The organism is Pseudomonas sp. MF4836 (assembly GCF_002018875.1).
Lineage (GTDB): Bacteria > Pseudomonadota > Gammaproteobacteria > Pseudomonadales > Pseudomonadaceae > Aquipseudomonas.
The window spans coordinates 168,936-193,817 of the sequence record NZ_MVOL01000009.1; the positions used below are offsets into that span (position 1 = coordinate 168,936).

The 24,882-nt window shown below is 63.9% G+C and carries 19 protein-coding genes and 1 pseudogene; 11 read left to right on the forward strand and 9 right to left on the reverse strand.

Features of this window, described 5'->3' with window-relative positions:
- Positions 1-10 precede the first annotated feature (10 nt).
- The 3 genes and pseudogenes from MF4836_RS21485 to MF4836_RS21495 all read left to right on the forward strand — a co-directional run bounded on the left by MF4836_RS21485 (position 11) and on the right by MF4836_RS21495 (position 4,294).
- A complete protein-coding gene (locus tag MF4836_RS21485) occupies positions 11-1,138 on the forward strand; it encodes a GNAT family N-acetyltransferase (protein WP_078471946.1) in 1,128 nt (375 codons plus the stop codon).
- On the forward strand, positions 1,135-2,907 hold the full coding sequence (locus MF4836_RS21490) for a sensor histidine kinase (protein WP_078471947.1): 1,773 nt from the start codon (positions 1,135-1,137) through the stop codon (positions 2,905-2,907). The genes MF4836_RS21485 and MF4836_RS21490 overlap by 4 nt, the downstream gene beginning before the upstream one ends.
- Positions 2,897-4,294 (forward strand): annotated as a pseudogene (locus MF4836_RS21495) (sigma-54-dependent transcriptional regulator). The gene MF4836_RS21490 and the pseudogene MF4836_RS21495 overlap by 11 nt, the downstream one beginning before the upstream one ends.
- 23 nt (positions 4,295-4,317) lie before the next feature.
- Here the strand turns inward: MF4836_RS21495 and MF4836_RS21500 are convergent.
- Positions 4,318-5,331: an alpha/beta fold hydrolase gene (locus MF4836_RS21500; RefSeq protein ID WP_178102976.1), complete on the reverse strand. Its 1,014-nt coding sequence runs from the start codon at positions 5,329-5,331 to the stop codon at positions 4,318-4,320.
- A 220-nt stretch (positions 5,332-5,551) separates the two neighbouring features.
- Complete coding sequence (gene metE, locus MF4836_RS21505; protein WP_078471949.1) at positions 5,552-7,864, reverse strand: 5-methyltetrahydropteroyltriglutamate--homocysteine S-methyltransferase; 2,313 nt, start codon at positions 7,862-7,864, stop codon at positions 5,552-5,554.
- A gap of 107 nt (positions 7,865-7,971) precedes the next feature.
- Between metE and metR the strand changes: the two genes are divergently transcribed.
- On the forward strand, positions 7,972-8,889 hold the full coding sequence (metR, locus tag MF4836_RS21510; protein WP_078472054.1) for a transcriptional regulator MetR: 918 nt from the start codon (positions 7,972-7,974) through the stop codon (positions 8,887-8,889).
- Positions 8,890-8,928: 39 nt separating this feature from the next.
- Here the strand turns inward: metR and MF4836_RS21515 are convergent, their stop codons facing one another.
- The 4 genes from MF4836_RS21515 to MF4836_RS21530 form a co-directional block, all read right to left on the reverse strand.
- On the reverse strand, positions 8,929-9,435 hold the full coding sequence (locus tag MF4836_RS21515; RefSeq protein WP_078472055.1) for a GNAT family N-acetyltransferase: 507 nt from the start codon (positions 9,433-9,435) through the stop codon (positions 8,929-8,931).
- A 145-nt stretch (positions 9,436-9,580) separates the two neighbouring features.
- A complete protein-coding gene (locus tag MF4836_RS21520; RefSeq protein ID WP_078471950.1) occupies positions 9,581-10,015 on the reverse strand; it encodes an NUDIX hydrolase in 435 nt (144 codons plus the stop codon).
- 57 nt (positions 10,016-10,072) lie between these two features.
- On the reverse strand, positions 10,073-11,437 hold the full coding sequence (locus tag MF4836_RS21525; protein ID WP_078472056.1) for an HD domain-containing phosphohydrolase: 1,365 nt from the start codon (positions 11,435-11,437) through the stop codon (positions 10,073-10,075).
- Between the two features lie 174 nt (positions 11,438-11,611).
- Positions 11,612-11,878 carry a type B 50S ribosomal protein L31 gene (locus MF4836_RS21530; protein WP_078471951.1) on the reverse strand — a complete coding sequence of 89 codons (267 nt, stop codon included), beginning with the start codon at positions 11,876-11,878 and terminating at the stop codon, positions 11,612-11,614.
- Positions 11,879-12,191: 313 nt separating this feature from the next.
- Here MF4836_RS21530 and MF4836_RS21535 point away from each other — a divergent pair, with 313 nt between their 5' ends.
- From MF4836_RS21535 to MF4836_RS21545, 3 genes are all read left to right on the forward strand, one after another.
- Positions 12,192-13,811, forward strand: a complete 1,620-nt coding sequence (locus MF4836_RS21535; RefSeq protein WP_078471952.1) for an FMN-binding glutamate synthase family protein — start codon at positions 12,192-12,194, stop codon at positions 13,809-13,811.
- A 57-nt stretch (positions 13,812-13,868) separates the two neighbouring features.
- On the forward strand, positions 13,869-14,153 hold the full coding sequence (locus tag MF4836_RS21540; protein ID WP_078471953.1) for a putative quinol monooxygenase: 285 nt from the start codon (positions 13,869-13,871) through the stop codon (positions 14,151-14,153).
- A 66-nt stretch (positions 14,154-14,219) separates the two neighbouring features.
- Positions 14,220-14,516 carry a cupin domain-containing protein gene (locus MF4836_RS21545; protein ID WP_078471954.1) on the forward strand — a complete coding sequence of 99 codons (297 nt, stop codon included), beginning with the start codon at positions 14,220-14,222 and terminating at the stop codon, positions 14,514-14,516.
- Positions 14,517-14,532: 16 nt separating this feature from the next.
- Here MF4836_RS21545 and iaaH read toward each other — a convergent pair whose 3' ends face one another.
- The gene (iaaH, locus tag MF4836_RS21550) at positions 14,533-16,038 is read right to left on the reverse strand and encodes an indoleacetamide hydrolase (RefSeq protein ID WP_078471955.1); all 1,506 of its coding nucleotides are present in this window, start codon (positions 16,036-16,038) and stop codon (positions 14,533-14,535) included.
- A gap of 82 nt (positions 16,039-16,120) precedes the next feature.
- Positions 16,121-16,852: a helix-turn-helix transcriptional regulator gene (locus MF4836_RS21555; RefSeq protein ID WP_078471956.1), complete on the reverse strand. Its 732-nt coding sequence runs from the start codon at positions 16,850-16,852 to the stop codon at positions 16,121-16,123.
- A 208-nt stretch (positions 16,853-17,060) separates the two neighbouring features.
- Here MF4836_RS21555 and MF4836_RS21560 point away from each other — a divergent pair, with 208 nt between their 5' ends.
- The gene (locus MF4836_RS21560; RefSeq protein WP_078471957.1) at positions 17,061-18,185 is read left to right on the forward strand and encodes an OpgC family protein; all 1,125 of its coding nucleotides are present in this window, start codon (positions 17,061-17,063) and stop codon (positions 18,183-18,185) included.
- A 101-nt stretch (positions 18,186-18,286) separates the two neighbouring features.
- Here the strand turns inward: MF4836_RS21560 and MF4836_RS21565 are convergent, their stop codons facing one another.
- Complete coding sequence (locus MF4836_RS21565; RefSeq protein ID WP_078471958.1) at positions 18,287-19,708, reverse strand: amino acid permease; 1,422 nt, start codon at positions 19,706-19,708, stop codon at positions 18,287-18,289.
- 475 nt (positions 19,709-20,183) lie between these two features.
- On the opposite strand from MF4836_RS21565, the gene MF4836_RS21570 reads away from it, so the two are divergent.
- The 3 genes from MF4836_RS21570 to MF4836_RS21580 all read left to right on the forward strand — a co-directional run bounded on the left by MF4836_RS21570 (position 20,184) and on the right by MF4836_RS21580 (position 24,880).
- Positions 20,184-23,291 carry a transglycosylase domain-containing protein gene (locus MF4836_RS21570; RefSeq protein ID WP_078471959.1) on the forward strand — a complete coding sequence of 1,036 codons (3,108 nt, stop codon included), beginning with the start codon at positions 20,184-20,186 and terminating at the stop codon, positions 23,289-23,291.
- A 231-nt stretch (positions 23,292-23,522) separates the two neighbouring features.
- Positions 23,523-24,098, forward strand: a complete 576-nt coding sequence (locus tag MF4836_RS21575; protein ID WP_078471960.1) for a PadR family transcriptional regulator — start codon at positions 23,523-23,525, stop codon at positions 24,096-24,098.
- Complete coding sequence (locus tag MF4836_RS21580) at positions 24,095-24,880, forward strand: siderophore-interacting protein (RefSeq protein WP_078471961.1); 786 nt, start codon at positions 24,095-24,097, stop codon at positions 24,878-24,880. The genes MF4836_RS21575 and MF4836_RS21580 overlap by 4 nt, the downstream gene beginning before the upstream one ends.
- Positions 24,881-24,882: the final 2 nt, after the last annotated feature.

Here is a 24,882-nt window from a genome sequence, read left to right on the forward strand (position 1 = left end):
AGGACGAGACGTGATTACCGCCCAAGCCTATTCGACCATCCAGGCCATCGACCGCCGTGCCTGGAATGACTGTTTCCCGAATGCCTTGGAGGACTGGGACTATTACCTGGCGGTGGAAAACGCCGGGATCGAAGACTTCCAATGGCGCTACCTGGCGCTCTATGAAGGCTCGACCCTGGTGGCGGTGGCGCCGGCCTTCACCACCGGGTATCGGCTCGACACCACGGTCCAGGGAATCGGCAAGCGCATCACCGAGCGCCTGCAGCGCTATTGGCCGGGACTGTTGCAACTGCGCCTGTACGCCATCGGTTCACCGGTGGCCGAACAGTGCAATGCCGGCACCGCCAGCCATGTGCCGGTCGAACGGCGCCAGGCCTTGCTGGAACACCTGCTGCTGATCGCCCAACGCGATGCCGACGCCCTCGGCATCGGCCTGCGGGCGGTCAAGGACGCCCCCAGCAGCGACCGGCAATGGGCCGACAGCTGCCAGGCCGCAGGTTTCCAGGCGATGCCCAGCCTGCCGAGCGCGCTGCTGCCGATTCCCTTTGGTTCCATCGACGCTTACCTGGGCACCCTGGGCAAATCCACCCGCAAGGACCTGCGGCGCAAACTGCGCGCGCCGGGCCCGCGGATTGAATGGCGGCGCTCGATCGACGACGTCATGCCCGACATCATGCGGCTGTATGAGGCGACGCTGGCGCGCAGCGACCTGCAATTCGAACGCCTGCCGGCGGACTACTTCACCGGCATCCTCGAACACCTGGGCGAGCGCGCGGCCTGCGTGCTGTACTGGATCGACGAACAACTGGTGGCGTTCAACCTGATCCTCATCGACCGGCATCGGCTGATCGACAAGTTTTTCGCCCACGACCTGGACCTCACCCGGGAGCACAACCTGTACATGCGTAGCTGGCTGGCCAATGTCGACTACTGTATCGAACACAAGATTGCGCTGTACGAGTGTGGCCAGGCCGGCTACGCCAGTAAACTGCGCCTGGGCTGTTCCTTTACCGGCAATACGTTGTTCTTCCGGCATCGAAACCCCTTGCTCAACACCCTGCTCAAACTGATAAAACTGTTTGTCCGCCCGGATCGATCCGACCCCGCCATGGCTGCTGCAATAAGCGAAAGTTCATGACCAAAAAAGAACGCCGTCCCCCGCGCCCGTTTGCCATCTCTCGCTGGAGCCTGCAGCGCAAGCTGGTATTGGCCTTCTGGATGGTCAGCGTGATCCCGACCATGATCGCCGCCGAGCTGGCAGCGGCCACCCTGTCGGAAATCTTCGACAGCAACGTGCGTATCTGGCTGCAGGAGTCGACCAAGATCGTCGAGGACGAGATCACCGAAATCCTCCACGACAACGCCCGTATCGCCCAGCTGTTCCTGCGCTACACCCGCCCGCCCACCGATCGCAATGCGGCCAAGCACGACAAGCTGACCGCCGACATTGCCGACTCGATGGGTATCGACGTGGTGGCGCTGATCCGCAAAAGCGACCACAAAGTGGTGTTCAGTACCGCTGCCGACAACATCGTCGGGCAGATCAGCACTGCGTCCAATGCCGTGCTGCAGACGGTCCAGGTCGGCGGCGTGGCGACCGGCGTGGTGGTCTCGACCTTCCAGACCACCCTGGATGGCATCGACTACCAGCTGCTGATCGCCACCTACCTGGATGCCAGCTTCCTCACCAGCGTGGCCGAAGTGCACTCCCTCGACCTGCGCCTATACCTGGCCAAGGCCGACGATTTTGCCGAGATCTTCGCCACCCAGCGCTTCGAGGATCACCCCAACCGGGTGCCGGAAAAAATCGAAGCGATCCTGCGCACCACGCGCCAGCCCAGCGAACAGTTCACCAGCCGCTACAGCGGCCTGTATCGGCCGATCTTCAATGACAGCGGCGACCTGGTGGGTGTGATTTTCAGCGGCCTGCTGCGCCACAGCAGCCTGGTGGGGCTGGTCAACCAGAGCAACCTGTTCATCCTGATTTTCCTTCTCAGCTCGGCAGCCTCCCTGGCCGTCGGCTGGCTGGTCTCGCAGCGCCTGACCCGGCCCTTGCGCGGCCTGTCCAAAGGCGTGCAAGCGGTGATTGCCGGCGACTACCGACAGCGGGTGCCGGTCAGCGGCGGCGATGAACTGGCCGAGTTGAGCAGCACCTTCAACCACATGACCGAGCGCCTGGGCGAGTTGCAGCACCTGGAGTCGCAACTGCGTCGCCGTGATCGACTGCATGCCCTGGGCGAGGTTGCCATGGGCCTGGCCCATGAAATCCGCAACCCGCTGGGCATCATCAAGACCGCGACCCAGTTGCTGCACCGCCGTGCCGACTTGCCCGACGGCGATAAGCGCCACCTGGAATACGTGATCAGCGAAGTCAGCCGCATCAACGATCTGATCACCGACTTCCTCGATTTCGCCAAGCCCAGCGCGCCCATGCGCTCGACCCAGCCGGCCCGGCCGCTGATGGAAGAACTGATCGGCTTCTGCGAACCGGAACTGGCCCTGCACAAGATCGATGCGCGGATCGACGACCAGGCCCCGGGCGCGACCCTGTACGCCGATGCACGCCAGCTCAAGCAGGCCTGCCTGAACCTGGTCCTCAATGCCATAGACGCCATGCCCGAAGGCGGACGCCTGACCCTGGGCATCGCCCAGGACGAGGACTACACCATCATCAGCGTCACCGACACCGGGCAAGGCATCGAGCCGGACATGCTTGAACGCATCTTCACGCCGTTCGTCACCACCAAGGCCTCGGGCACCGGCCTGGGCCTGGCGAAGGTGTTCTCGATCATGGAAAACCATGACGGGCACATCGAATGCAGCAGTGAAAAAGATGCCGGCGCCACGTTCAGCCTGTACATTCCGGCCAACGGTGAAGATGACGAAGAGGACGCTGATGACGCATAACCTGCTGGTGGTCGATGACGAGCCCAAACTCTGCGACCTGCTGTCGTCGGCCCTGAGCCAGAACGGCATCCAGGTGTTTACCGCCAGCAACGGCCTGCACGCGCTCAAGGTTCTGGAGCAGGAAGACATCGACCTGGTGATCAGCGACTGGCGCATGCCCGGCATGGATGGCCCGCAACTGCTGGCCGAGATCAAGCTGCGCTATCCGCAGTTGCCGGTGATCGTGATGACCGCCTACAGCACGGTGAAAAACGCCGTGCAGTCGATGCGCGACGGCGCCTACGACTACATTGCCAAACCCTTCGATATCGACGAGCTGGACATCACCGTCAGCAAGGCCCTGCAGTTTCGCGACATCCTCAAAGACAACCAGCGCATGCGCGCCGAGCTCGACGAGCACCAGCAGATCGACAGCCTGGTGGGCGACAGCCCGACCTTTCGCCGGGTGCTGCAAGCCGTGGATTCGGTGCGTGAAAGCAGCGCCACCATCCTCCTGACCGGCGAAAGCGGCACCGGCAAGGAAATGGTTGCCCGGGCCATCCACAAGCACGGCAACCGCGCCGGCCGGCCGTTTGTGGCGGTCAACTGCGCAGCGATTCCCGAAGGGCTGCTGGAAAGCTAGATGTTCGGCCACCGCAAGGGCGCCTTCACCGGCGCCGTGGCGGACCGGGTCGGGCGTTTCCAGCAGGCTGACAAGGGCACCCTGTTTCTCGATGAAGTCGGCGACATGCCCCTGGCGTTGCAGGCCAAGATATTGCGCGCCCTGCAAGAACGGGTGATCGAACCGGTGGGCGACCCGCGCGAGCGCAAGGTCGATGTGCGGGTGATCGCCGCGACCAACAAGAACCTGCTCGAAGCGGTGGCCAACAAGGAGTTTCGCGAGGACCTCTACTACCGCCTGAATGTCTTCCCCATCCCTCTGCCCGCCCTGCGTGAGCGGGTCGAAGACATCGCGCCCCTGGCCCGCCACTTCGCCCATACCCTGGGCGCCACCGCCGGCAAACGCATCAGCGGCTTCAGCCCGCAGGCCCTGCAGGCCATGGCCAACTACAGCTGGCCGGGGAATATCCGCGAACTGCAGAACTGCGTCGAACGCGCGACCATCGTCGCCAAGGGTGCAGTGATCGAAGAGAACGACCTGCCCGATTACCTGTTCACCCCGGCACCGGCCGACAGTGCCCCGGGGGTCGCGCTGAGCGCAGGGGCCAGCGTGCCCAGCGACCTGGAAGCGGCCCTGGCCGAGGTGGAAAAAGCCTACATCCTCAGCGCCCTGCAACAGAGCAATGGCGTGCAAGCCGCCGCCGCGCAATTGATTGGCATCTCCGAGCGCAGCTTCTGGTATCGCCTGAAAAAGCTCGGGATCCAGGTCGATAAAATCATTCGCTGAGCCTCAGCCTGTGCCGCCCCTGCTCACAGCAGGTTCGGTGCGGCCAGGGGTTCGATCTGCGCCCAGTGCGAGGTGTCTTCACGGTGGGCTTGCAGGTACGGCAGCACCGCCGCCAGCAACGGCGCCTTGAACGCCTCCTGGAAACGATGGGCCAGCCCCGGGATCAGCTTCAATTGGCTGCCCTGGATATGCGCGGCCAGGTGCACGCCGTGCATCACCGGCAGCAGCGGGTCGGCGGTGCCGTGCACCACCAGGGTCGGCACCCGCAATTGGTTGAGCAGGGTGACCCGACTCGGCTCGGCGAGGATCGCCATGATCTGACGCTTCACGCCTTCGGGGTTGAATGCACGGTCGTAGGACTCCGCAGCCTGGTGCAACAGCACCTGGCGATCGTCACTGACTTCGGGGCTGCCCAGGGCCGCCAGTAAATCGGCCTGCTGCTCCAGGGCCACCGCGCGGTTTGGCGCACCGCGTCGCGAGAGCAACTGCACCAGCGCCGCATTGGGCGCGGGCAGGCCTTCGGCGCCGGAGCTGGTCATGATCAAGGTCAGGCTTTCCACCCGCTGCGGCGCCATGGCCGCCAGGTGCTGGGCGATCATCCCGCCCATGCTCGCGCCCAGCACATGAAACTGCTCGATATGCAGGGCATTCATCAGGCCCAGGGCATCGTCGGCCATGTCCGTCAGGGTGTAAGGCGCCGCCACCGGCAGGCCGAGCTTGTAGCGCAGGACCTCGAAGGTCAGGTTGGCGCTGTCCGGCACCTGGCGCCAAGTGGACAGGCCCACGTCGCGGTTGTCATAGCGGATCACCCGAAACCCCTGCTGACACAAGGCGACCACCACCTCGTCGGGCCAGTGGATCAGTTGCCCGCCCAGGCCCATCACCAGCAATAACGCCGGGTCCGAGGCACGGCCGATGCTCTGGTACGCCAGGCTGACCTGCTCCAGTTCGACCCGTTGGGTGGGGACATTGACGTCGCAACGCGAAGCGCCAAAAGACAACTGGCCGAGCGTCAGCCCGGCCAGCAACAGCATCATTGAAAAGAATCGTACCCGCATGAACAAACACCGAAACGCAGAACCCCAGTAGAGCGCGAGTCTGATGAAGTCTGTTCAAGCGCGCTGCCACAGTTGCGTGACAGTTTGATGAAGATTGCCCAGCGGTTGTCTTTCGACGACACCTTGTAGCCACTGCCGATAGGCTCGGGCCGCGTTCGGATGTTGGCCAGTACCGACGCCGGTGTTCCAACGGGTGTAATCAACCCAACTGGCTGCGCAGTTGCCGGGCGGCGGCGACCATGTTGATCAGGGCCGCTTCGGTCTCGGGCCAGGCGCGGGTTTTCAGGCCGCAGTCCGGGTTGACCCACAACCGTTCGGCAGGGATGCGTTTGACCGCCTTTCTCATCAGCTTGACCATTTCCGCGGTGTCCGGCACCCGTGGCGAGTGAATGTCATACACCCCTGGCCCGATGTCGTTGGGGTAGTCGAACGCCTTGAACGCCTCCAGCAGCTCCATGTCCGAGCGCGAGGTCTCGATGGTGATCACGTCGGCGTCCATGGCGGCAATCGACTGGATCACGTCGTTGAATTCGCTGTAGCACATATGGGTGTGGATCTGCGTCTGGTCCTGCACCCCGCTGGCACTGAGGCGGAACGCCTGCACCGCCCAATCCAGATACTCCTGCCATTGCGCCCGGCGCAGGGGCAGGCCTTCGCGGAACGCCGCTTCGTCGATCTGCACGATCTTGATCCCGGCGGCTTCCAGGTCCAGCACTTCATCCCGCAGGGCCAGGGCCAGTTGCTGCGCCTGCACCTTGCGCGACACATCTTCGCGGGGGAAAGACCACATCAGCATGGTCACGGGACCGGTGAGCATGCCTTTCATCACCTTGTCGGTCAGGCTCTGCGCGTATTGAATCCAGTCCACGGTCATGGCCTTGGGCCGACTCAGGTCACCGTAGATCACCGCCGGTTTCACACAGCGCGAACCGTAGCTCTGGACCCAGCCGAAGCGGGTGAACAGGTACCCGTCCAGTTGCTCGGCAAAGTACTCGACCATGTCATTGCGCTCGGCCTCGCCGTGCACCAGCACATCCAGCCCCAGCCGCTCCTGGACCTCCACCGCGTGGCGGATCTCGCTGTGCATGGCATCGGTGTAGTCGTTGGCCGACAACTTGCCCTGCTTGTAGGACTGGCGCGCCAGGCGGATCGAGGCGGTCTGCGGAAAGGAGCCAATGGTGGTGGTCGGGAACAGCGGCAACTGCAAGCGTGCGCGCTGCACGTCGATGCGCCGGGCAAAGGGTGACTGGCGCTGGCTGTCGGCCTCGCGGATCGCGGCGATGCGGGCCTGGACCTGGGCCTTGTGGATACGCGGCGAACGCGCCCGGCTGGCCTGTACTTCACGACTTTGGGCCAAGGCAGACTGAACGCTGGCGGCCTGTGGATCGTTCAGCGCATCACGCAGCACGGCAATTTCGCCACACTTCTGCACGGCAAACGCCAGCCAGCTCTTCAACTCGGTATCGAGCTGGTCTTCACGCCCCAGATCCACCGGGCTGTGCAGCAACGAGCAGGAACTGCTGACCCAGAGGTTGTCGCCGAAACGTTCCTGGGCCACTTGCAGTTGCTCCAGGGCCTGCTCCAGCTCGCAGCGCCAGACGTTGCGCCCGTTGACCAGGCCCACCGACAGAATCTTGTAGGTCGGCAGGCGATCCAGTACCTGGCCCAGTTGCTCCGGGGCCCGCACGGCGTCGATGTGCAGGCCGTCCACCGGCAGGCCGACGGCCAGGCCAAGGTTGTCTTGCAGGCCGCTGAAGTAGGTCGCCACCAGTTTTTTCAGCGGTGAGTACTGAAGGATGTGATAGGCGCGCTCAAAGGCGCTCTTCCATTCCAGGGGCAGGTCCAGGGTCAGGATCGGCTCGTCGATCTGCACCCATTCCACGCCCTGGGCCTGAAGCCGCTTGAAGATTTCGCCGTACAGCGGCAGCAGGCGCTCCAGCAGCATGAGCTTGTCGAACTCATTGCCCTTGGCCTTGCCCAGCCACAAGTAGGTCAGCGGGCCGATGATCACCGGTTTGACCTGGTGACCCAGGGCGTGGGCTTCGTCGACTTCGTCGAACAGCTGGTTCCAGCTCAGGCTGAACCCCTGGTCAGCGCTGAATTCCGGGACCAGGTAGTGGTAGTTGGTGTCGAACCACTTGGTCAGTTCCTGAGCGTATTGCGCCTGGCCATGCTCGCCGCCGCAGCAGCCGGTGGTGGCGCCGCGGGCCATGGCGAACAGGGTGTCGAGGGTCGGCAGGCCCTGGCCGTCCTGGGTGCTGGCGAAACGCTCGGGAATCACGCCGAAGCTCAGTGAATGGGTGAGCACCTGGTCGTACCAGGCGAAATCGCCCACCGGCAGCAAATCGATGCCGGCGGCTTTCTGCAACTGCCAATGCCGGGCCCGCAGCTCACGGCCGACGCTCAGCAAGGCGCTCTGTTCAAGGTCGCCCTTCCAATAGGATTCGAGGGCTTTTTTCAGTTCGCGGTCAGCGCCGATACGTGGAAAACCGAGGGTGTGGGCCAAGGCCATGAGGTGTTCCTCCCTGTAAAAGATGGCGCCATTGTCGACAGCCAGCCCAACATGAGACAAACTCAACCTTTTCGTGTTGATCACAAAATTTACTCATGGAGAACCTGGTGCTCGAAATCCGTCACCTGAAGACCCTGCACGCCCTGCGTGAATCCGACAGCCTGGTGGAAGCCGCCGAGCGCCTGCACCTGACCCAGTCGGCCTTGTCCCACCAGTTCAAGGAACTCGAAGAGCGCATGGGCATGCCATTGTTCGTGCGCAAGACCAAGCCGGTGCGCTTCACCAGCGCCGGCCTGCGCCTGCTGCAACTGGCCGATGCCACCCTGCCCCTGCTGCGCGGCGCCGAGCGTGATATCGCGCGCCTGGCCGGCGGCACCGCCGGACGCCTGCACATGGCCATTGAGTGCCACAGCTGCTTCCAGTGGTTGATGCCGACCATCGACCAGTTCCGCGACGCCTGGCCGGAAGTCGAACTGGACCTGGCATCGGGTTTTTCCTTTGCGCCCTTGCCAGCCCTGGCCCGGGGCGACCTGGACTTGGTGGTGACCTCCGACCCGCTGGAGCTGGCGGGCATCACCTACGTGCCGCTGTTCACCTACGAAGCCATGCTCGCGGTGGCCAACCAGCACTCGCTGGCAAGCAAGGCCTACATCGTGCCCGAGGACCTGATCAACGAAACCCTGATCACCTACCCGGTCGAACGCGATCGTCTGGATATCTTCACCCGCTTCCTGGAGCCAGCGGACGTCGAGCCGGCGCAAGTGCGCACCTCGGAACTGACGGTGATGATGATGCAACTGGTGGCCAGTGGGCGCGGCGTGTGCGGCATGCCCCATTGGGCGCTGCATGAATACAGCTCGCGGGGTTACGTCAAGGCCAAGCGCCTGGGGGACAAGGGCTTGTTCGCCACGCTGTATGCGGCGATTCGCGCCGACATGCTGGATGCGCCCTACATGCGCGACTTCCTGCTGACGGCCAAGGACACCTCGTTCTCGACCCTGGACGGGGTCAGCGCCGTTCGCTGATCCGGGTATTCCCGGTGGCGCGGCGTGCGGCGGGTGCCGCTAAAGCTCTCGGGCTTCGCGGCACATATGGATTTTGTCGAAGTAGTCATCGCCGACCCGCACTGCCAGGGATTCGAGGCCTGACTGCATAAAACCGCAGCGACGATACAAGGCGATGGCCGCGTCGCTGCCTGCGGTCACGGTCAGCTGAATCAGGCGCACCTGGGGCTGCTCGCGCGCCTCGGCGAGAACCCCCTGCACCAGTTGGTAGCCCACCCCGCCTTGACGCCAGGCCTGGCTCAAATACAGACCGAACAGGGTCGCCTTGTGCCGGGCGTGCGCCTCAAGCTCCAGGGCCAGGCCGACAATCCCCACCAGCACCTCGCCCTCGAACGCCCCCAGCAGCAGGTCCAACTCATCGTCCAGGCGCGCCGCCCACCAGGCCAGGGGGATCGCCGCACGGTCGCCGATGCTGGAGGCAAACGCCTGGGGATGGCGCGCGTAGGCTTCCAGGGACAACGCCCGATATTGCGCGGCGTGGCGCCCGTTCAGACGCTGGATAAGCACGTCGCTCACGGCGGGCTCAGGTTCCGCGACCCGGCGCGGGCAGCAGGCGCAAGACCGGGGCGGCCAGTAGCGTCAGCAATGAAGCGGCGGCGAAGATCAGGTCATCGTGGCGTGAAATCATGGCAATCCTCGGCGAGGGCCCAGGTCAGGCCGGGGGTGTCAGCGAGGCACGATAAAACGGCAGGATCAGATCCCTTGTCAATGGCGCCAGGTGCAGGTTGATATCACTGTGCGGGTCGACCCAGCACACCTCCTCGATTTCTGCAGTCGGGGCCACCTCGGCGTCGATCTCCAGCAAAAACACCTCGGCCTGCACCACGTAACCGGGCTCGTTGGCCGCGGGCGCCGAGAACTGGCCGAGAAAGCGCGCCTGGGCCGGATCCACCTGCAAGCCCAGTTCCTCCTCCAACTCCCGCGCCAGGGCGACGGCCGGTGATTCGCGGGCTTCGATCTTGCCCCCCGCCTGCATAAAGGCCTGGGTTCCGCGCTTGCGTACCAGCAGCGTGCGGCCATCCGGCCTGAGCAGGAGGCCGGCGGCGATGTGAATAATGGCGTTCTTGGAGTCGGTGCAGGCAGTCATGGGAGCGGGTCGGCCTTGAATGAAAGGCGCAAGGATCCCACGCACGGCCCCTTCGCGTCACGGCGCCAGGGCTGGTTTTTCGCTGCCGGACTGCTCCTGGGCCACCCTGACAAATACGCTGTAGCGCGCGCCCTCCATGGTCTCGAAGGCAATCAGCTTGTCCACCAGGGGCAGGTTGAGCACCTTGCCGGCATTGAGCAGGAGCATGCCGTTGTCGGCGTTCAGGTTGCGCGCCAGCAGCATTCCGGCTTGCAGTTCCCGGGTGCCGAGAACCTTGACCGAGGGGTCGCCCAGGGTCACGTCCGTGAGGTAGACCGCGCACACTTGGACAAAGTCTTCGACCAACTGCGGGTCATAGAACTTGCCCGCGTACTTGCGGATAAACACCAGGGCCTCGTCGCTGTTCATCTGCCGCTCGAGGATCAGCCCGCGCTGCAATTCGATGAAATCCACCGCCAGCTTGAGCACGCGCGAGCCAAAGGGAATGGTTTCGCCCTTGAGGTGATCGGGGAAGCCGCTGCCGTCCCAGTGCTCCTGATGGTGAAGAATCAGCCGGGCCGCATCCTGCATCGGCTCCAGGGTCATCAACAATGATTCGCTCTGCTTCGGATAGGTACGGTACAGCTCGCGGTCGTGGTGGTGCATCAGGTCCGCCGGGGACCTCATCATGCTGTCGCTCCAGCTCAACTTGCCGATGTTGTACAGCGCGGCAGCCATGGCCAGGTCCCGACTGCTGCCTTCGTCCAGGGCGTGCACCCTGCAGTAGGCGCGCACCAGCTCGATGATCTGGCGGTTGGTCTGCTTGGCCGGTGGCAGGCGCTGGTTGACCAGCAGCGAGAACAGCTCGGTGCCGGTCGCATAACTGTGCTTGAGCTCCTCATAGGCCAGGTCGAGCATGTCGGCGGTCTGCTGCAGCTCGGCGGTGCGGGCAGCGACGCGTTTTTCCAGCTGGCTATTGAGGGCCCTGAGTTCGCCGTTGCGGGTTTGCGCGAGGGTTTCCAGGCGCTGGCGCTCACGCTCGCTGTGCTGATGGGCCAGGGCCTGGCGCAGGGTCAGCAGCATCTCCTGGTCGTTCCAGGGTTTGCTCAGGTAGCGGTAGATCTGGCCTTCATTGATCGCCTTGACGATCAGCGCCAGGTCCGGATCGCCAGTCAGCAGAATGCGAATGGTCTGGGGATAGTCCTGATGAATGCGCGCCAGCAGGCTGGCACCGTCCATCTGCGCCAGGTGCGCGGCGCTCATGACCAGGTCGATCGGGTGCTGCGCCATCAGCTCCAGGGCCTGGGCGCTGCCATGGGCCAGGTAAAGGTGGTAGGGCTCTTCACTCAGCAGTTCAGCCAGGCTGGTGAGAACCGAATCTTGCTCGTCAACCAGCAGCACGCCGGACGCTGGTGTGGAAATGGCAACGCTGTGCTCACCCATGGCGACACCTCGGGTCAACATCGATGCACTGATCCTTATTGGAAGGGCAACAGCAATCCGTGTTGTTTGAGCTAAGCGTAGCCAGGTTTCGGCAAGCAATGATGGCTTTTTAATACCACTGATCCGCACGCCCGAGCGCACTGCTGCCACCGCAGTGCTCCCGGGGCAACTGGTTCAGGCGTTCTTGCTGCCCGGACCGAAGGACGCAAAACGCTTGTTGAAACCGGCGATACGGCCTTCGGACTGGGTCTTGCGCTGCTGGCCGGTGTACACCGGGTGCGAGGCGCTGGACACGTCCAGGGTCACATAGGGGTAGGTCTGGCCATCGCTGTGGGCCAGGGTGCGATCGGTGTCGACAGTGGAGCCGATCAAAAAGAACACATCGGCTGCGGTGTCGTGGAACAGCACGGTGCGGTAGGCGGGGTGGATTCCAGGTTTCATCTGTGGCCTCCGAGGGCTTGGCATGTGATTAATACGTTATACAGTAACATATAACGCCCACCCAAACGAGAACCGATTGCAATAAGCGCCGAAGCAAATCGTCTATCCGACCACCGAAACCCGCGGGACAGACGCCAGCGGGTTGCCCCGAGACGGAGATCGCTCGTAAGCTCCACCCTTCGCCAACACCGTGAACCACCCTGAGCGCCCCGACCGCGACAAGCTGGACACCCCGTTCCGGCCCCCGTTGTCTGCCTATTTCCACAGGCCCCGAGCCTGACTGGATTGATGAGTCCGAACCCAAGGAAACCGTATGAGCCTGTCACTCCTGAGCCGCTACGCCTTCTTTGCCGCCTGTGTGATCTTTACCCTCGCCAGCCTGCCCTTTCTTGAACACGACTGGCTGTGGCCGATCACCCTGGTCACTGGCCTGCTCAGCCTGCTGGGTATTTTCGACCTGATGCAAAGCCCCCATGCGGTGCGCCGCAACTACCCGATCCTGGGCAATATCCGTTATCTGGTGGAAGGCATCCGCCCGGAAATCCGCCAGTACCTGCTGGAGTCCGACAGCGACGCCCTGCCCTTCTCCCGGGCCCAGCGCTCCCTGGTCTATTCCCGGGCCAAGAATGAAAGCGCCGACAAACCCTTCGGCACCCTGATCGATGTGTACCAGTCGGGCTTCGAATTCATCGGCCACTCCATGCGCCCGGCACCCCTGAGCGACCCCAGCAGCTTTCGCGTGATCGTCGGCGGCCCGCAGTGCACCCAGCCGTATTCGGCCTCGGTGTTCAACATCTCGGCCATGAGTTTCGGCTCCCTCAGCGCCAATGCGATCCGCGCCCTCAACCAGGGCGCCAAGCTCGGCAACTTCGCCCATGACACCGGCGAAGGCAGCATCAGCCCCTACCACCGGGAAAACGGCGGCGACCTGACCTGGGAACTGGGCAGCGGCTACTTCGGCTGCCGCACCGCCGACGGCCGTTTCGACCCGGACCGCTTCGCCGCGCAGGCCCAGAACCCGCAAGTGCGGATGATCGAAATCAAGATGAGCCAGGGGGCCAAACCCGGCCACGGCGGAATTCTGCCCAAGCACAAAGTCACCGAGGAGATCGCCGAGACCCGCGGCATCATGATGGGCGAGGACTGCATTTCGCCGTCACGTCACAGCGCCTTCTCGACGCCGATCGAGCTGATGCAGTTCATCCAGCAGCTGCGCGAACTCTCGGGCGGCAAGCCGGTGGGCTTCAAGTTCTGCCTGGGCCACCCCTGGGAATTCATGGGCATCGCCAAGGCCATGCTGGAAACCGGCATCCTCCCGGACTTTATCGTGGTCGACGGCAAGGAAGGCGGCACCGGTGCGGCACCCGTGGAGTTCACCGACCATATCGGCGTGCCGATGCGCGAAGGCCTGCTGTTTGTGCACAACACCCTGGTGGGCCTGAACCTGCGGGACAAGATCAAGCTCGGCGCCAGCGGCAAGATTGTCAGCGCCTTCGACATCGCCAGCGTGCTGGCCATCGGCGCCGACTGGGCCAACTCGGCGCGCGGCTTCATGTTCGCCATCGGCTGCATCCAGTCGCAGTCATGCCACACCAACAAATGCCCGACCGGCGTCGCCACCCAGGACACCCTGCGCCAGCGCGCCCTGGTGGTGCCGGACAAGGCCCAACGGGTGTTCAACTTCCACCGCAACACCCTCAAGGCCCTGGCCGAGATGCTTGCCGCCGCCGGCCTCGACCACCCTTCGCAACTGGAAGCCAAGCACCTGGTGCGGCGCATGTCGGCCACCGAAATCAAACTGTTCTCGCAGTTGCATGTGTTCCTCAAGCCCGGCGAATTGCTCACCGGCGAAGTGGACGGCGCGTTCTACTCGCGCATGTGGCAGATGGCGCGGGCCGACAGTTTCGAACCCAATGAACAAGCCGCAGCTTGATTGACCGGATTACGTGTGCCCGCCCCGCAAGGGTCGGGCGCAGCGACAAGGATTGCCATGCTCAAAGTCATCGCTGAAGACTTCATCCTCCCCGAACACCTCGACACCGTACGCCCGTGGTACACCGAGCTGGTGGAAAAAACCCGCCAGGAACCGCTGTGCATTGCCTACGAGCTGTTTGTCGACCAGAAAGACCCCGGGCACTTTATCTTTATCGAGCTGTGGCCCGACCAGGCAGCACTGGATGCCCACTGCCGGACGGAGCACTTCACCCGGCTGGTGCCGCAGATCAATCAGTTCCAGGCCCGGGACTGCCGGGTGCTGCTGATGAACCCGTTCTGATACGCCCCCTTACGCTGACCGGACCACCGAAAGCACCGCCCCCCCTGCCCCTTTCGGAGTGACCCCATGCCGTTATTACCCTTTGACTCACTGGCCAGCCAACTGCCGGGCACCTGGCGCTCGCAAGTGCTTGGCCAGGTCGGCCCCGCACGCATCAAGGTGCTGCGCATGGACCCGCAGGCCTACATCGAAGAAACCCACGACTACAACGAAGGCCTGCTGGTCACCAGCGGCTGCCTGCAACTGACGGTGGCCGGCGAGCCGGTGACCGTTGAGGCCGGCCAGATGTATCTGGTGGAAGCCGGCGTGCCCCACGCGGTGCTGGCTGGCAGCCATGGCACCCTGGTGATCATTGACCTGTAGCGCGCAGCCCTCGGCGCTACTCGGCAGGCAGCGGCCTGGGGCCCCAGATTGACTCCAGGGTCCGGCCGATCGCCAGCAGGCGCGCGTCGCTGCCCGGCAAGCCATCGATCTCCATGGCCACAGGCAAGCCGCTGTCCGCCCCCAACCCCACCGGCAGGCTCAGGCCGGGCATGTCGACCTGGCTGCCGGGGTCGGTGTTACGAATGATCCGGGCAAAATGCTGCGCGCTGCTGGCCTGTTCGTCGGCCTTGATCGCCACCTCGGGCACCGTGGGGAAAACCAGCGCATCCAGCTGGTGATCGGCGAAAACGCTGTGATAGAGCTCGCGCAAGGCCGGCAGGTGGCGAGTGATTGCCTCCTGATAGGCCTCGGCACCGGGCTGCAACTGCCCGTCCGGCCCCGGCACCCGCCCGGGCACGATCATCCGGGTAAAGATGGCCTGGACATCAGGGCTGGCGATGCCCTCGACCAAGGCCTCGAACGACACCCCGGTGGCCTGCTCCTGCAGATACGCGGTCAGCGCCTGGCGCGTCTCCATGATCACCACCGGCAGCGCGACCTTGGCATGCAATTGGGCCAGCCCGGGCATGGCCACGGGCACCAGCTGCACCCCGGCCAGGCGCAGTTTTTCCAGGGCTGCCCGGGCCTGCGCGGCGACTTCAGGGTCCAGGTCGGCCCAGTGGAAATCCGCCACCCCCAGCCTGATGCGTGACGCGGGCACAGGCGTTGCGGCCAGTGCCGGGGCGCCACTGAGGATGGCATCGAGCAGCACAATGTCGCCCAGGGAATTGGCCATGGGGCCAGGGGTGTCACGCCGCGGCGAGATCGGCGTGACGCCCTGGCCGCTGTAGCGACCCACGGTCGGGCGAAAGCCGACGCAGCCATTCAGGGCGCAGGGTTCGCGCGATGAGCCGCCGGTATCGGTGCCCATGGCGATCGGGATCAGGCGCGCGCCCAGCGCCGCCGCACTGCCTGAAGATGAGCCACCGGCAATCCGCGATGGATCGAATGCGTTGCGTACGCCCACCGTTGCCCCATGGAACGCCCGGTTGTAGCCACTCGCGCCAAATGACAGTTCGTGCATGTTGGTCTTGCCCAGCACAATCGCGCCGGCAGCCTGGAGCCTGTCGATCAGCGGCGCATTGTGGGCCGGAAAGAAACCGGCCAACGCTGGAGTGCCCGCGCTGTTGGCAAAGCCCTTGACCTGGATATTGTCCTTGATGGCGATGGGCACGCCGCCCAGGGGCAGGCAGCCCTGGCCCGCGGCCAGGCGCGCATCGGCGGCACGCGCCTGGGTCAGCGCGGCCTGCGGCGCCAATGAAATAAAAGCGTTGAGCTCGGGTCGCGCCTCGATACGGGCCAGCCAGAAAGCCACCACCGTCGCACTCGAGACCTGGCCCTCGCAGATCGCACGGGCCGTGTGTTCAGCGCTCAACGACAGCAGGTCCAGCGGCGCTTCGACAGCAGGCGTGGCACCGCTGGCCAACAGGCCAAGCGCCAATAGGCAGAGTCGGGTATTCATCAACGATCCTGGGCATCGGTCGAGCTCCACCATGGCGCTCGGAGCCCGCATTAATGCCTCGCCGGAGACCCGTCAGACATCCTCAGGATTGAGGAGGCGCGCCATGCCGTGCCCGCCACAGCGCCAGTTCGGTACGATTGCGGGCCCCGGTCTTGGCCATGGCGTTTTTCAGGTGGGTGCGCACGGTGGTGAAGCCGATATTCATCAAGCGGGCAATCTGCTTGTCGCTGCAGCCCTGGGCCACATGCCCCGCCACCCGCTGCTCGCGTGCCGTCAGCAGCGGCGCCGCACCGGCTTCTAGCACCAGGGCTTGCTGCAAATAAGGGTTCAGCGCATCCAGCAGGCACACTTCGCGCTGGCCGAACGCCGGCTGACCAGCGCCGCGCCAGACCCGGAAATCCCCCAGGTCGCGCTCCTGATCGAACACGAACAGATTGATCCCATGGTGCATGCCACAGGGCTGGAGAAACTCACGGTAATGGGCCCCCTGCTCCAACTCCCGCCGGCTGATGACCTCATCGACCCGGGTCGCGCGCCGCCGAGCCCGCAATAACGGGGTGATCCTGTCGTGCAGGTGCACGCGTTGCTCGTAGTCGCGCAGGCGGCTGGCCTCGATATTGATCGCGGTGCCATGCAGCGACCGGTTCAGCCGGCTATCCCAGATATAGGAGGCGGCAAAATCGGCCCGCAGCAACTGCGCAAGGTCACCCAACACCTGCTCCCGTACGGATGGGCCTGTTCCCGCGCTGCGCAGGCGCCACACAATGCTCGCGAACAACTCGACTTCAGGACCGGTCATTTTTACGCTGTGCATCGCAGTACTCCCTGATCTGACATTGATGACCCTGCGCCGGGGTAAAGCTGCTCTGTGCCTCGGACTCGTCCGATTAGCCCCCGGGCGCTGCTCCGCCCTTTGCAATTGGCGAGCAATCACGCCACCCTGCGCGCCGCCGATAGGTGGCGCGCAACCTTTTGTGCCGCCCGCGACTCCTTATTAGACCTTCGCTCAAGAGCCCGACGCCATGCTTAACGGACGCGACCCGCGCATCGACTTCTTTCGTGGCCTGGCGCTGATCTTCATTTTCTGGGATCACGTGCCGCAGAACCCCCTGGCCCAATTTACCCTGCGCAATATCGGTTTCAGCGACGCGGCGGAAATCTTCGTGTTCCTTGCCGGCTATGCGGCGGTACTGGCCTACGGCAAGGTCGTGCGGCGCGATGGCTACCTGGTGGCCTGCGTGAAAATCCTGCGCCGGGCCTGGGTCCTGTATGTGGTGCATATCTTCCTGCTGGCGCTGCTGATGGGCATCGTGTTCTTCGCCAACAGCCATGTGCAGACCCGCGACCTGGTGCAGGAGATGGGCTTGCAGTACTTCCTCACCCACCCGCAACAGGCGTTGATGGATGAGTTGCTGCTGCGCTTCAAACCCAGCCTGATGGACCCCTTGCCGCTGTATATCCTGCTGTTGCTGGGCCTGCCGCTGGTGCTGCCGATGCTGCTGCGCAGGGCGCAGTATGTGGTCGGGCTGTCAGTGGTGCTGTACCTGCTGGCGCCCTGGTTCCAGTGGAACCTGGCGGCCCAGGAAGGCGGCGTCTGGTTCTTCAACCCGATGGCCTGGCAGCTGCTGTTTATCCTGGGCGGCGCCGCGGCCATCCATGGGCAAAGGCCCGGGTTGGCTGAGCGGCGGCCACTGCGCCGGCAGCCGATGTTTGTCGGTGCTACGGCGTATCTGCTGCTCAGCGGATTGCTGGCCCTGTCCTGGAAATGGCCCGAAGTGCACGACGCGTTCATGCCCAGGATGCTCGGCGAATGGCTGTACCCGATCAGCAAGACCAACCTGTCGCCCTTGCGCCTGCTGCACTTCCTGGCCCTGGCCTATGTCACGGCCAGGTTGTTGCCGGATATCGGCTGGACGCGCCACTGGCTCGCGCAGCAATGCGCGCGCATGGGCCGCTACTCGCTGGAGGTGTTCTGTTTTGGCGTATTGCTGGCGCCCCTGGCGGACATGCTCAACGCCCAGGCGGACGATGCCCTGGCCATGCAGCTGTTCAGTGCTGTGCTGGGGGTCGCGCTGATGGTAGCGCTGGCATCCTGGCTGGACTTCAACAAGCGCCTGAGCCAGCCGGCCCACGCGGCCATCGCTTAGCCGGCGCAGGACGTTGGCGCCCTGCCCGACGGCCCTTTATCGGGCGCCATAAAAAAGCCCCGGTCACTGGACCGGGGCTTTTTCATTCAGGGACGCGCGGGTTACAGCGTCGAGCCTGCCGAAACCTGGCGGGCTTCAGTCGGTTGCAGCTTGAACACATAGAACAGCACCGTCAGCAGCACCAGGAACGCCGGCCCTACGTACAGCGCGACGCGGGTTTCCGGGAAGTAGGCCATCAGCCCCACCACCAGAACCAGGAACGCCAGGGCCAGGTAGGAACTGACCGGGTACAGCCACATGCGGTATTTCAAGGCCGCACGCTCGGCAACGCTCAGGCCTTTGCGGAACTTGAGCTGGGCCAGGAGGATCATGACCCAGGTCCAGATCGCGCCGAAGGTGGCAATCGCGGTCACCCAAACGAACACCTTCTCAGGCGCCAGGTAGTTGAGCAGCACGCCTAGCAGCAAGGCACCGATCGACAGCAGCAGGGCACGCCGTGGCACACCGTTGCTTGAAGTCTTGGCGAAGCCGGCAGGGGCCTGGCCGTTCTGCGCCAGGCTGTAGAGCATGCGCCCGGTGCTGAAGATGCCGCCGTTGCAGGACGACAGCGCAGCGGTGATCACCACGAAGTTGATGATGCCGGCAGCGGTCTTGATCCCCAGGCGCTCGAAGGTCATCACGAACGGACTGCCCTGGGTGCCGATTTCGTTCCACGGGTAGATCGACAGGATCACGAACAGTGCGCCGACGTAGAACAGCAGGATGCGCCAGAACACCGAGCCGATGGCATTGGGAATGGTCTTCTGCGGGTTCTTCGCTTCACCGGCGGTCAGGCCGATCATCTCCACACCCAGGTAGGCAAACATCACCATCTGCAGCGACATCAGCACGCCGCTGATGCCATTGGGCATGAAGCCGCCGTGGGTCCACAGGTTGGAAATGCCCAGCGCCACGCCGTCGTTGCCGAAACCGAAGGCGATGATGCCGATGCCACCAATGACCATGGCAATGATGGTGACGATCTTGATCAGGGCAAACCAGAACTCGAACTCACCGAAGGCTTTGACCGCGATCAGGTTGATCGAACCCATGCTGATCAACGCCGCCAGGGCCCAGATCCAGCGCGGCACATCGGGGAACCAGATCCCCATGTACACCGCCACGGCGGTGATTTCCGCAACGCAGGTCACCAGCCACAGGAACCAGTAGTTCCAGCCGGTGAGAAAGCCTGCCAATGGGCCCAGGTAGTCTTGTGCATAACGGCTGAACGAACCTGCGACCGGGTTATGCACCGCCATCTCGCCGAGGGCGCGCATGATCACCAGAATCGCCAGGCCACCGATGATGTAAGACAGCATGATGGCCGGACCAGCCATTTCAATGGCCTTGGCCGAACCGAGGAACAGGCCGACGCCGATACAGGCGCCAAGCGCCATCAAGCGAATATGCCGTTCGCCGAGTTCGCGTTTTAGCGGGCCGCCCTGAGCGGTCTCGCCTTGGGGCAGGTGATTGCCAACTGGCATAGGGATACAACCTCATCTTGTTATTGGATATGAGCCACCGAGTCTGCGAAGCACAGGCGGATAACCTGTACGAGCTCTACCGGCCCGACCTTGTGGATCGAACCGTCTGGCCGGACAAACCGGCGAGATCAGCGGGGCGAGCAGTATAAAAAGCTCCCTACAGGGCTTTTCACTCTATAAGTAGCTAAATTCAGCGAGAAATCTCGGTAATAACCCTTTTCACGGAGGAGCATTACCTGGAGATCTGGCCGAGGGTCATTTTTAAACGGCGCCGAGTATTGCACAGCAATGGTGCAGCGTCATGCCCCTACCTAGGCCGTATTTACCGGCGCGAAGGCTCTATCACAGGCCTCAGGCCGACTCTTCGGGGCAAGGAAGGAGCAGGAAGATCACTTGCACAATTTTTTCAGCGGCGCCAAGCACCGACTAAGCTTCATGCAAGTCCGATCAATCTGCGTGAATGGATCAATCGACTATGGGCGCTTTATGGCAGACCGATTCAAGTAAACCCCAGGTGCCCACTGATCGTGCGGATGAAGCGCCCCCTGCCCAAAAGCGCCGTCCGCGGCGCCATGCCTGGCGCCTGTTCTGGTTATTGCTGCTGTTGACCCTGATTGCCCTGGGGTTTGCCGCAGCCCGCGAGATTCGCACTTCGAAGCTGCAAGCCCGTGAGTTCAGTCGATTCGCCAAGGACCTCAGTTACTCGGTACAACCCGGGGCCAGCGATGCGGTGCTGTATCCCGGCGCCGGGCCCTTTGACAAACGCCTGGGTTACAGCGCCATGGGCGAGTTTCTGCCGCGTCTGCTCAAACGCGGTTACCTGATTGAGTCCCAGGCGCGGTTCTCCCCGGCCTTGATGGACTACAGCGAGCAGGGATTTTTCGTGCCCTATGCCGAGAAGATTCAGGCAGGACTGTCGATCACCGACTGCCGCGCCGCGCCGCTGTATCAATTCAACTACCCGCAACAGCTGTACTCCAGTTTTGCCGCGATCCCGCCGCTGGTGGTGCACAGCCTGCTGTTCATCGAAAACCGCGACCTGCTGGATGCCAGCCAGCCCCTGTCCAACCCTGCCGTGGACTGGCCGCGCTTCGGCAAGGCCGCCTGGTCCCAGTTGGCCAAGCTTCTGCACCTGCCGGGGCAGACCGCCGGCGGCAGCACCCTGGCCACCCAGCTGGAGAAATATCGCCATTCGCCGGACGGCCTCACGGTCTCGGGCGGTGAAAAGCTGCGGCAGATGATTTCCGCCAGCGTGCGCGCCTATCAGGACGGCCCGCAAACCCTCGAAGCCCGCCAGCGAGTGGTGCGCGACTACCTCAATAGCGTGCCGCTGTCGGCGGTGCCCGGGCACGGCGAAGTGCATGGCATGGCCGAAGGGTTACGGGTCTGGTACGGCGCCGACTTCAGCCAGGTCAACGCGCAGCTGGCGAGTACCGCCAGCGACCCGCAAAGCCTCGCGCAACGTGGCTTGGCCCTGCGTCAGGTGCTGTCGCTGATGATTGCCCAGCGCCGGCCCTCGCATTACCTGGCCAAGGGACGCAGCGAGCTGGCAGACCTGACCGACAGCCATATCCGCCTGCTGGCGCAGAGCGGCGTGATCGACCCGGCCCTGACCGCCGCGGCCCTGGCCAGCAAGGTCAGCTACCGCGACTGGCAACAACAACCGACCCTGCAACCGATCGAGACCAACAAGGGCATCAGCGCGGCCCGCAGCCGCCTGGCCAACCTGCTCAACCGACCGCTGTATGACCTGGATCGCCTTGACCTGTCGGCCACCAGCACCTTGCAAAGTGACCTGCAACGCCAGGCCACCGACTACCTCAAGCACCTGGCCGACCCGGCCTTTGCCGGACAGATCGGCCTGCTCGGCGAGCGCCTGCTGACCCCCGCCAGCACCACCCAGGTGCGTTACAGCTTCACCTTGTTCGAACTCACCGCCGACGGCTCGCGGGTACGGGTGCAGACCGACAGCACCGACCAGCCCTTCGACATCAACGAAGGCAGCAAGCTGGAACTGGGTTCCACCGCCAAGCTGCGGGTGCTCACCACTTACTTGCAGATCATCTCCGAGCTGCACGACCGCTACGCCGATCAATCCGCCGCGGCCTTGAAGAAAACCGAAGTCTCCGACCAGGATCGGCTGAGCCGCTGGGCCGTCGACTACCTGATCCAGAACAGCGACCGCAGCCTGCCGAAAATGCTCGACGCGGCCCTCGACCGCACCTATTCCGCCAGCCCTGGGGAAGCCTTTTTCACCGGCGGCGGGCTGCATCACTTCCATAACTTTCGCAACGAAGACAACGGCCGCAGCCCCAGCCTGCGCGACGCCCTGCGAGAGTCGATCAACCTGCCGTTCATTCGCCTGATGCGTGACCTGGTGCGCTACAGCACCTATGGCGGTCCCGAAAACAGCGCGCAGTTGCTCAAGGACGACGGCGACCCGCGGCGCCAGGAATACCTGGCCAGGTTCGCCGACCGCGAGGGCACGTCCTTCCTGCTGCGGTTCTGGAAGAAGTACCGCAACAAGGACACCCAGGCGCGCCTGGAAACCTTCCTCGACAGCATGCACCCCACCGCCATCCGCCTGGCCGCGGTGCACCGCTACCTGCTGCCGGACGCCAGCCAGGACAGCTTCAACAGCTTCGTGCGGTCCCACCTCAAAGGCGTCAAGCAGCCGGAAAAACTCACCGATGAGCGCCTGGACAAGCTCTACGCCAGTTACGGCCCCGGTGCCTACGACCTTCCCGACCAGGGCTATATCGCCAAGGTCCACCCCCTGGACCTGTGGCTGCTGGGTTACCTGCTGAACAACCCCGACGCCAACTTCACCCAGATCGTCAAGGCCAGCGAGTTCGAGCGCCAGGAGGTGTACAGCTGGCTGTTCAAGAGCCGGCACAAGAGCGCCCGCGACAGCCGCATCCGCACCATGCTGGAGATCGAAGCCTTCCTCGATATCCACCAGCGCTGGCAACAGGTCGGCTACCCGTTCGACCACCTGGTGCCGTCCCTGGCCACGGCCATCGGCAGCTCCGGCGACCGCCCGGCCGCCCTTGCCGAACTGGTGGGCACCATCCTCAACGATGGCGTGCGCCTGCCGACCCTGCGCATCGACAGCCTGCACTTTGCCGCCGACACCCCTTATGAAACCCGGCTGCTCAATGACCCCGACAAGGGCAAGCGAGTGATGCCTTCAGAGGTCGCCACCGCGCTGCGCGGCGCCTTGTCCCAAGTGGTGGATGCCGGCACCGCGAAGCGGGTCTCGGGCAGTTTCAAACTGGCCGATGGCACGCCACTGGCCATGGGCGGCAAGACCGGCACCGGCGACAACCGCATCGAGGCCATCGGTGCCGGTGGGCGGGTGCTGAGCTCGAAGTCGATCAACCGCACCGCGACCTTTGTGTTCTACATCGGCGATCACCACTTCGGCACCCTCACCGCCTTCGTTCCGGGCGCCAGCGCCCAGTCCTTCAAATTCACCTCGGCGCTGCCAGTGCAAGTGCTCAAGGGCATGGCACCGATCCTGATGCCGTACCTGCAACCTGGCAGCAACAGCCAGTGCCTGGGCAGCGTGGCTCAACGCTGAGTTCTCCCCTGACAGCGCTGTAACAGGCGGCGGCGCTCGTCTCACATCCGTCCCGCGATTCCGACTTTTCAAGCACGGTGCAAGGCACTTGCCCGTCTTTTCGAGGCCTGGGGCCTCAGTCCTCGCCAACTTGCTCTCCGACCAACGGCAGCTCGGTGCTGCACAGAAGGGCTTGCGTCTTTCTTAAGATATATCTTAAGTTATGTCTAAACCCGAAGAGAGAAAGTGAAAATGAGAGAGCATCATCCCCACCACAGAGCACATGGCGACGGCCATGACGGCTTCGAAAAACGCCCCGGTCGCGAGCGCGGCGGGCGCGGGCCCCGGGTGTTCGCCCCCGGTGACTTGAAACTGCTGCTGTTGGCGCTGATCGCCGAGCAGCCGTGCCACGGCTACGACCTGATCCGCCAGATCGAAGGCATGTTCGACGGCGCCTACAGCCCCAGCCCCGGCGTGATCTACCCGACCCTGACCTTTCTGGAAGAAAGCGAAATGATCCAGGGCGATGCCGAAGGCGGCAAAAAACGCTACAGCGTGACGGAGGCCGGTCGCCTGTCACTGCACGATCAGGCGATTGCCCTGGAAGGCGTGCGCATGCGCATCGACGTCAGCAAGCGCTCGCTGCGCGGCCATGACCGCCCGCCGCAGATCCACGAAGCGGTGCATAACCTGCGCCACGCCCTGCAATTGCATCACGGGCGCTGGAGCCCTGAAGAAATCCTGCGGGTCAGCGACCTGCTGAACAACACCGCCAGGGCCATCGTCGATGGCCCGGCCAGTCAACCTGCTCAGGAGCAAGCTGAATGACCGTCGATACTTCGCAAACCATTCACCGGGTCAGCCATGAAATCAAACGCCGCCGCCTGCAAGTGCTGCGGGTCGTCGACCTGACCCCGCGCATGCGCCGCATCACCCTGGGTGGGCCGGAACTGGCGGGATTCGTCAGCCTGGGCAGCGACGACCACGTGAAGTTGCTGTTTCCGCAGAACGCCGAGCAACAGGCCGCCCTGGAAAACCTGGTACTGGGCGCTGGCAAGGACAACGGGCCGATGCCCGCCATGCGCGACTACACCCCACGTCGTTACGACCTGGAGCGTGGCGAGTTGGATATCGATTTCGTGCTGCACGGCGACGGCCCTGCCTCGACCTGGGCCGAACAGGCCAGCCCCGGCCAATACCTGCACATCGGCGGGCCCCGTGGCTCGATGATCGTGCCGGACATCTTCGACAGCTACCTGCTGATCGGCGATGAGACCGCACTGCCTGCCATCGCCCGGCGCCTGGACGAACTGCCTGCAGGGCGCCAGGTGCTGGCGGTGATCGAAGTGGCCAACGCCGCCGAACGCCAGACCCTGGAGAGCGCGGCGCAGGTCGAGGTGATCTGGGTTGAACGTGACAGCGGCCAGCAGGACCTGATCAGCACCGTGCGCCAGTTGCAGGTCCCGACGGGCAAGCTCTACGCCTGGGTCGCCACCGAAAGCAAGGTGTCGCGCCAGATCCGCCGCGTGTTGCTCGACGAACATGCCCTGAATGAAGAATTCGTCAAAGCGGCCGGCTACTGGCGCCTTGACGGCAGCGACGACGAGTAACC

What these genes read in the sequence shown, in the direction of transcription:
- MF4836_RS21490 (WP_078471947.1), top strand. Translation starts at nt 1,135, where the DNA reads ATGACCAAAAAAGAACGCCGTCCCCCGCGCCCGTTTGCCATCTCTCGC.
- MF4836_RS21500 (WP_178102976.1), bottom strand. Translation starts at nt 5,331, where the DNA reads ATGATGCTGTTGCTGGCCGGGCTGACGCTCGGCCAGTTGTCTTTTGGC.
- metE (WP_078471949.1), bottom strand. Translation starts at nt 7,864, where the DNA reads ATGGCCTTGGCCCACACCCTCGGTTTTCCACGTATCGGCGCTGACCGC.
- MF4836_RS21520 (WP_078471950.1), bottom strand. Translation starts at nt 10,015, where the DNA reads ATGACTGCCTGCACCGACTCCAAGAACGCCATTATTCACATCGCCGCC.
- MF4836_RS21525 (WP_078472056.1), bottom strand. Translation starts at nt 11,437, where the DNA reads ATGGGTGAGCACAGCGTTGCCATTTCCACACCAGCGTCCGGCGTGCTG.
- MF4836_RS21530 (WP_078471951.1), bottom strand. Translation starts at nt 11,878, where the DNA reads ATGAAACCTGGAATCCACCCCGCCTACCGCACCGTGCTGTTCCACGAC.
- MF4836_RS21535 (WP_078471952.1), top strand. Translation starts at nt 12,192, where the DNA reads ATGAGCCTGTCACTCCTGAGCCGCTACGCCTTCTTTGCCGCCTGTGTG.
- MF4836_RS21540 (WP_078471953.1), top strand. Translation starts at nt 13,869, where the DNA reads ATGCTCAAAGTCATCGCTGAAGACTTCATCCTCCCCGAACACCTCGAC.
- MF4836_RS21545 (WP_078471954.1), top strand. Translation starts at nt 14,220, where the DNA reads ATGCCGTTATTACCCTTTGACTCACTGGCCAGCCAACTGCCGGGCACC.
- iaaH (WP_078471955.1), bottom strand. Translation starts at nt 16,038, where the DNA reads ATGAATACCCGACTCTGCCTATTGGCGCTTGGCCTGTTGGCCAGCGGT.
- MF4836_RS21555 (WP_078471956.1), bottom strand. Translation starts at nt 16,852, where the DNA reads ATGCACAGCGTAAAAATGACCGGTCCTGAAGTCGAGTTGTTCGCGAGC.
- MF4836_RS21560 (WP_078471957.1), top strand. Translation starts at nt 17,061, where the DNA reads ATGCTTAACGGACGCGACCCGCGCATCGACTTCTTTCGTGGCCTGGCG.
- MF4836_RS21565 (WP_078471958.1), bottom strand. Translation starts at nt 19,708, where the DNA reads ATGCCAGTTGGCAATCACCTGCCCCAAGGCGAGACCGCTCAGGGCGGC.
- MF4836_RS21570 (WP_078471959.1), top strand. Translation starts at nt 20,184, where the DNA reads ATGGGCGCTTTATGGCAGACCGATTCAAGTAAACCCCAGGTGCCCACT.
- MF4836_RS21575 (WP_078471960.1), top strand. Translation starts at nt 23,523, where the DNA reads ATGAGAGAGCATCATCCCCACCACAGAGCACATGGCGACGGCCATGAC.
- MF4836_RS21580 (WP_078471961.1), top strand. Translation starts at nt 24,095, where the DNA reads ATGACCGTCGATACTTCGCAAACCATTCACCGGGTCAGCCATGAAATC.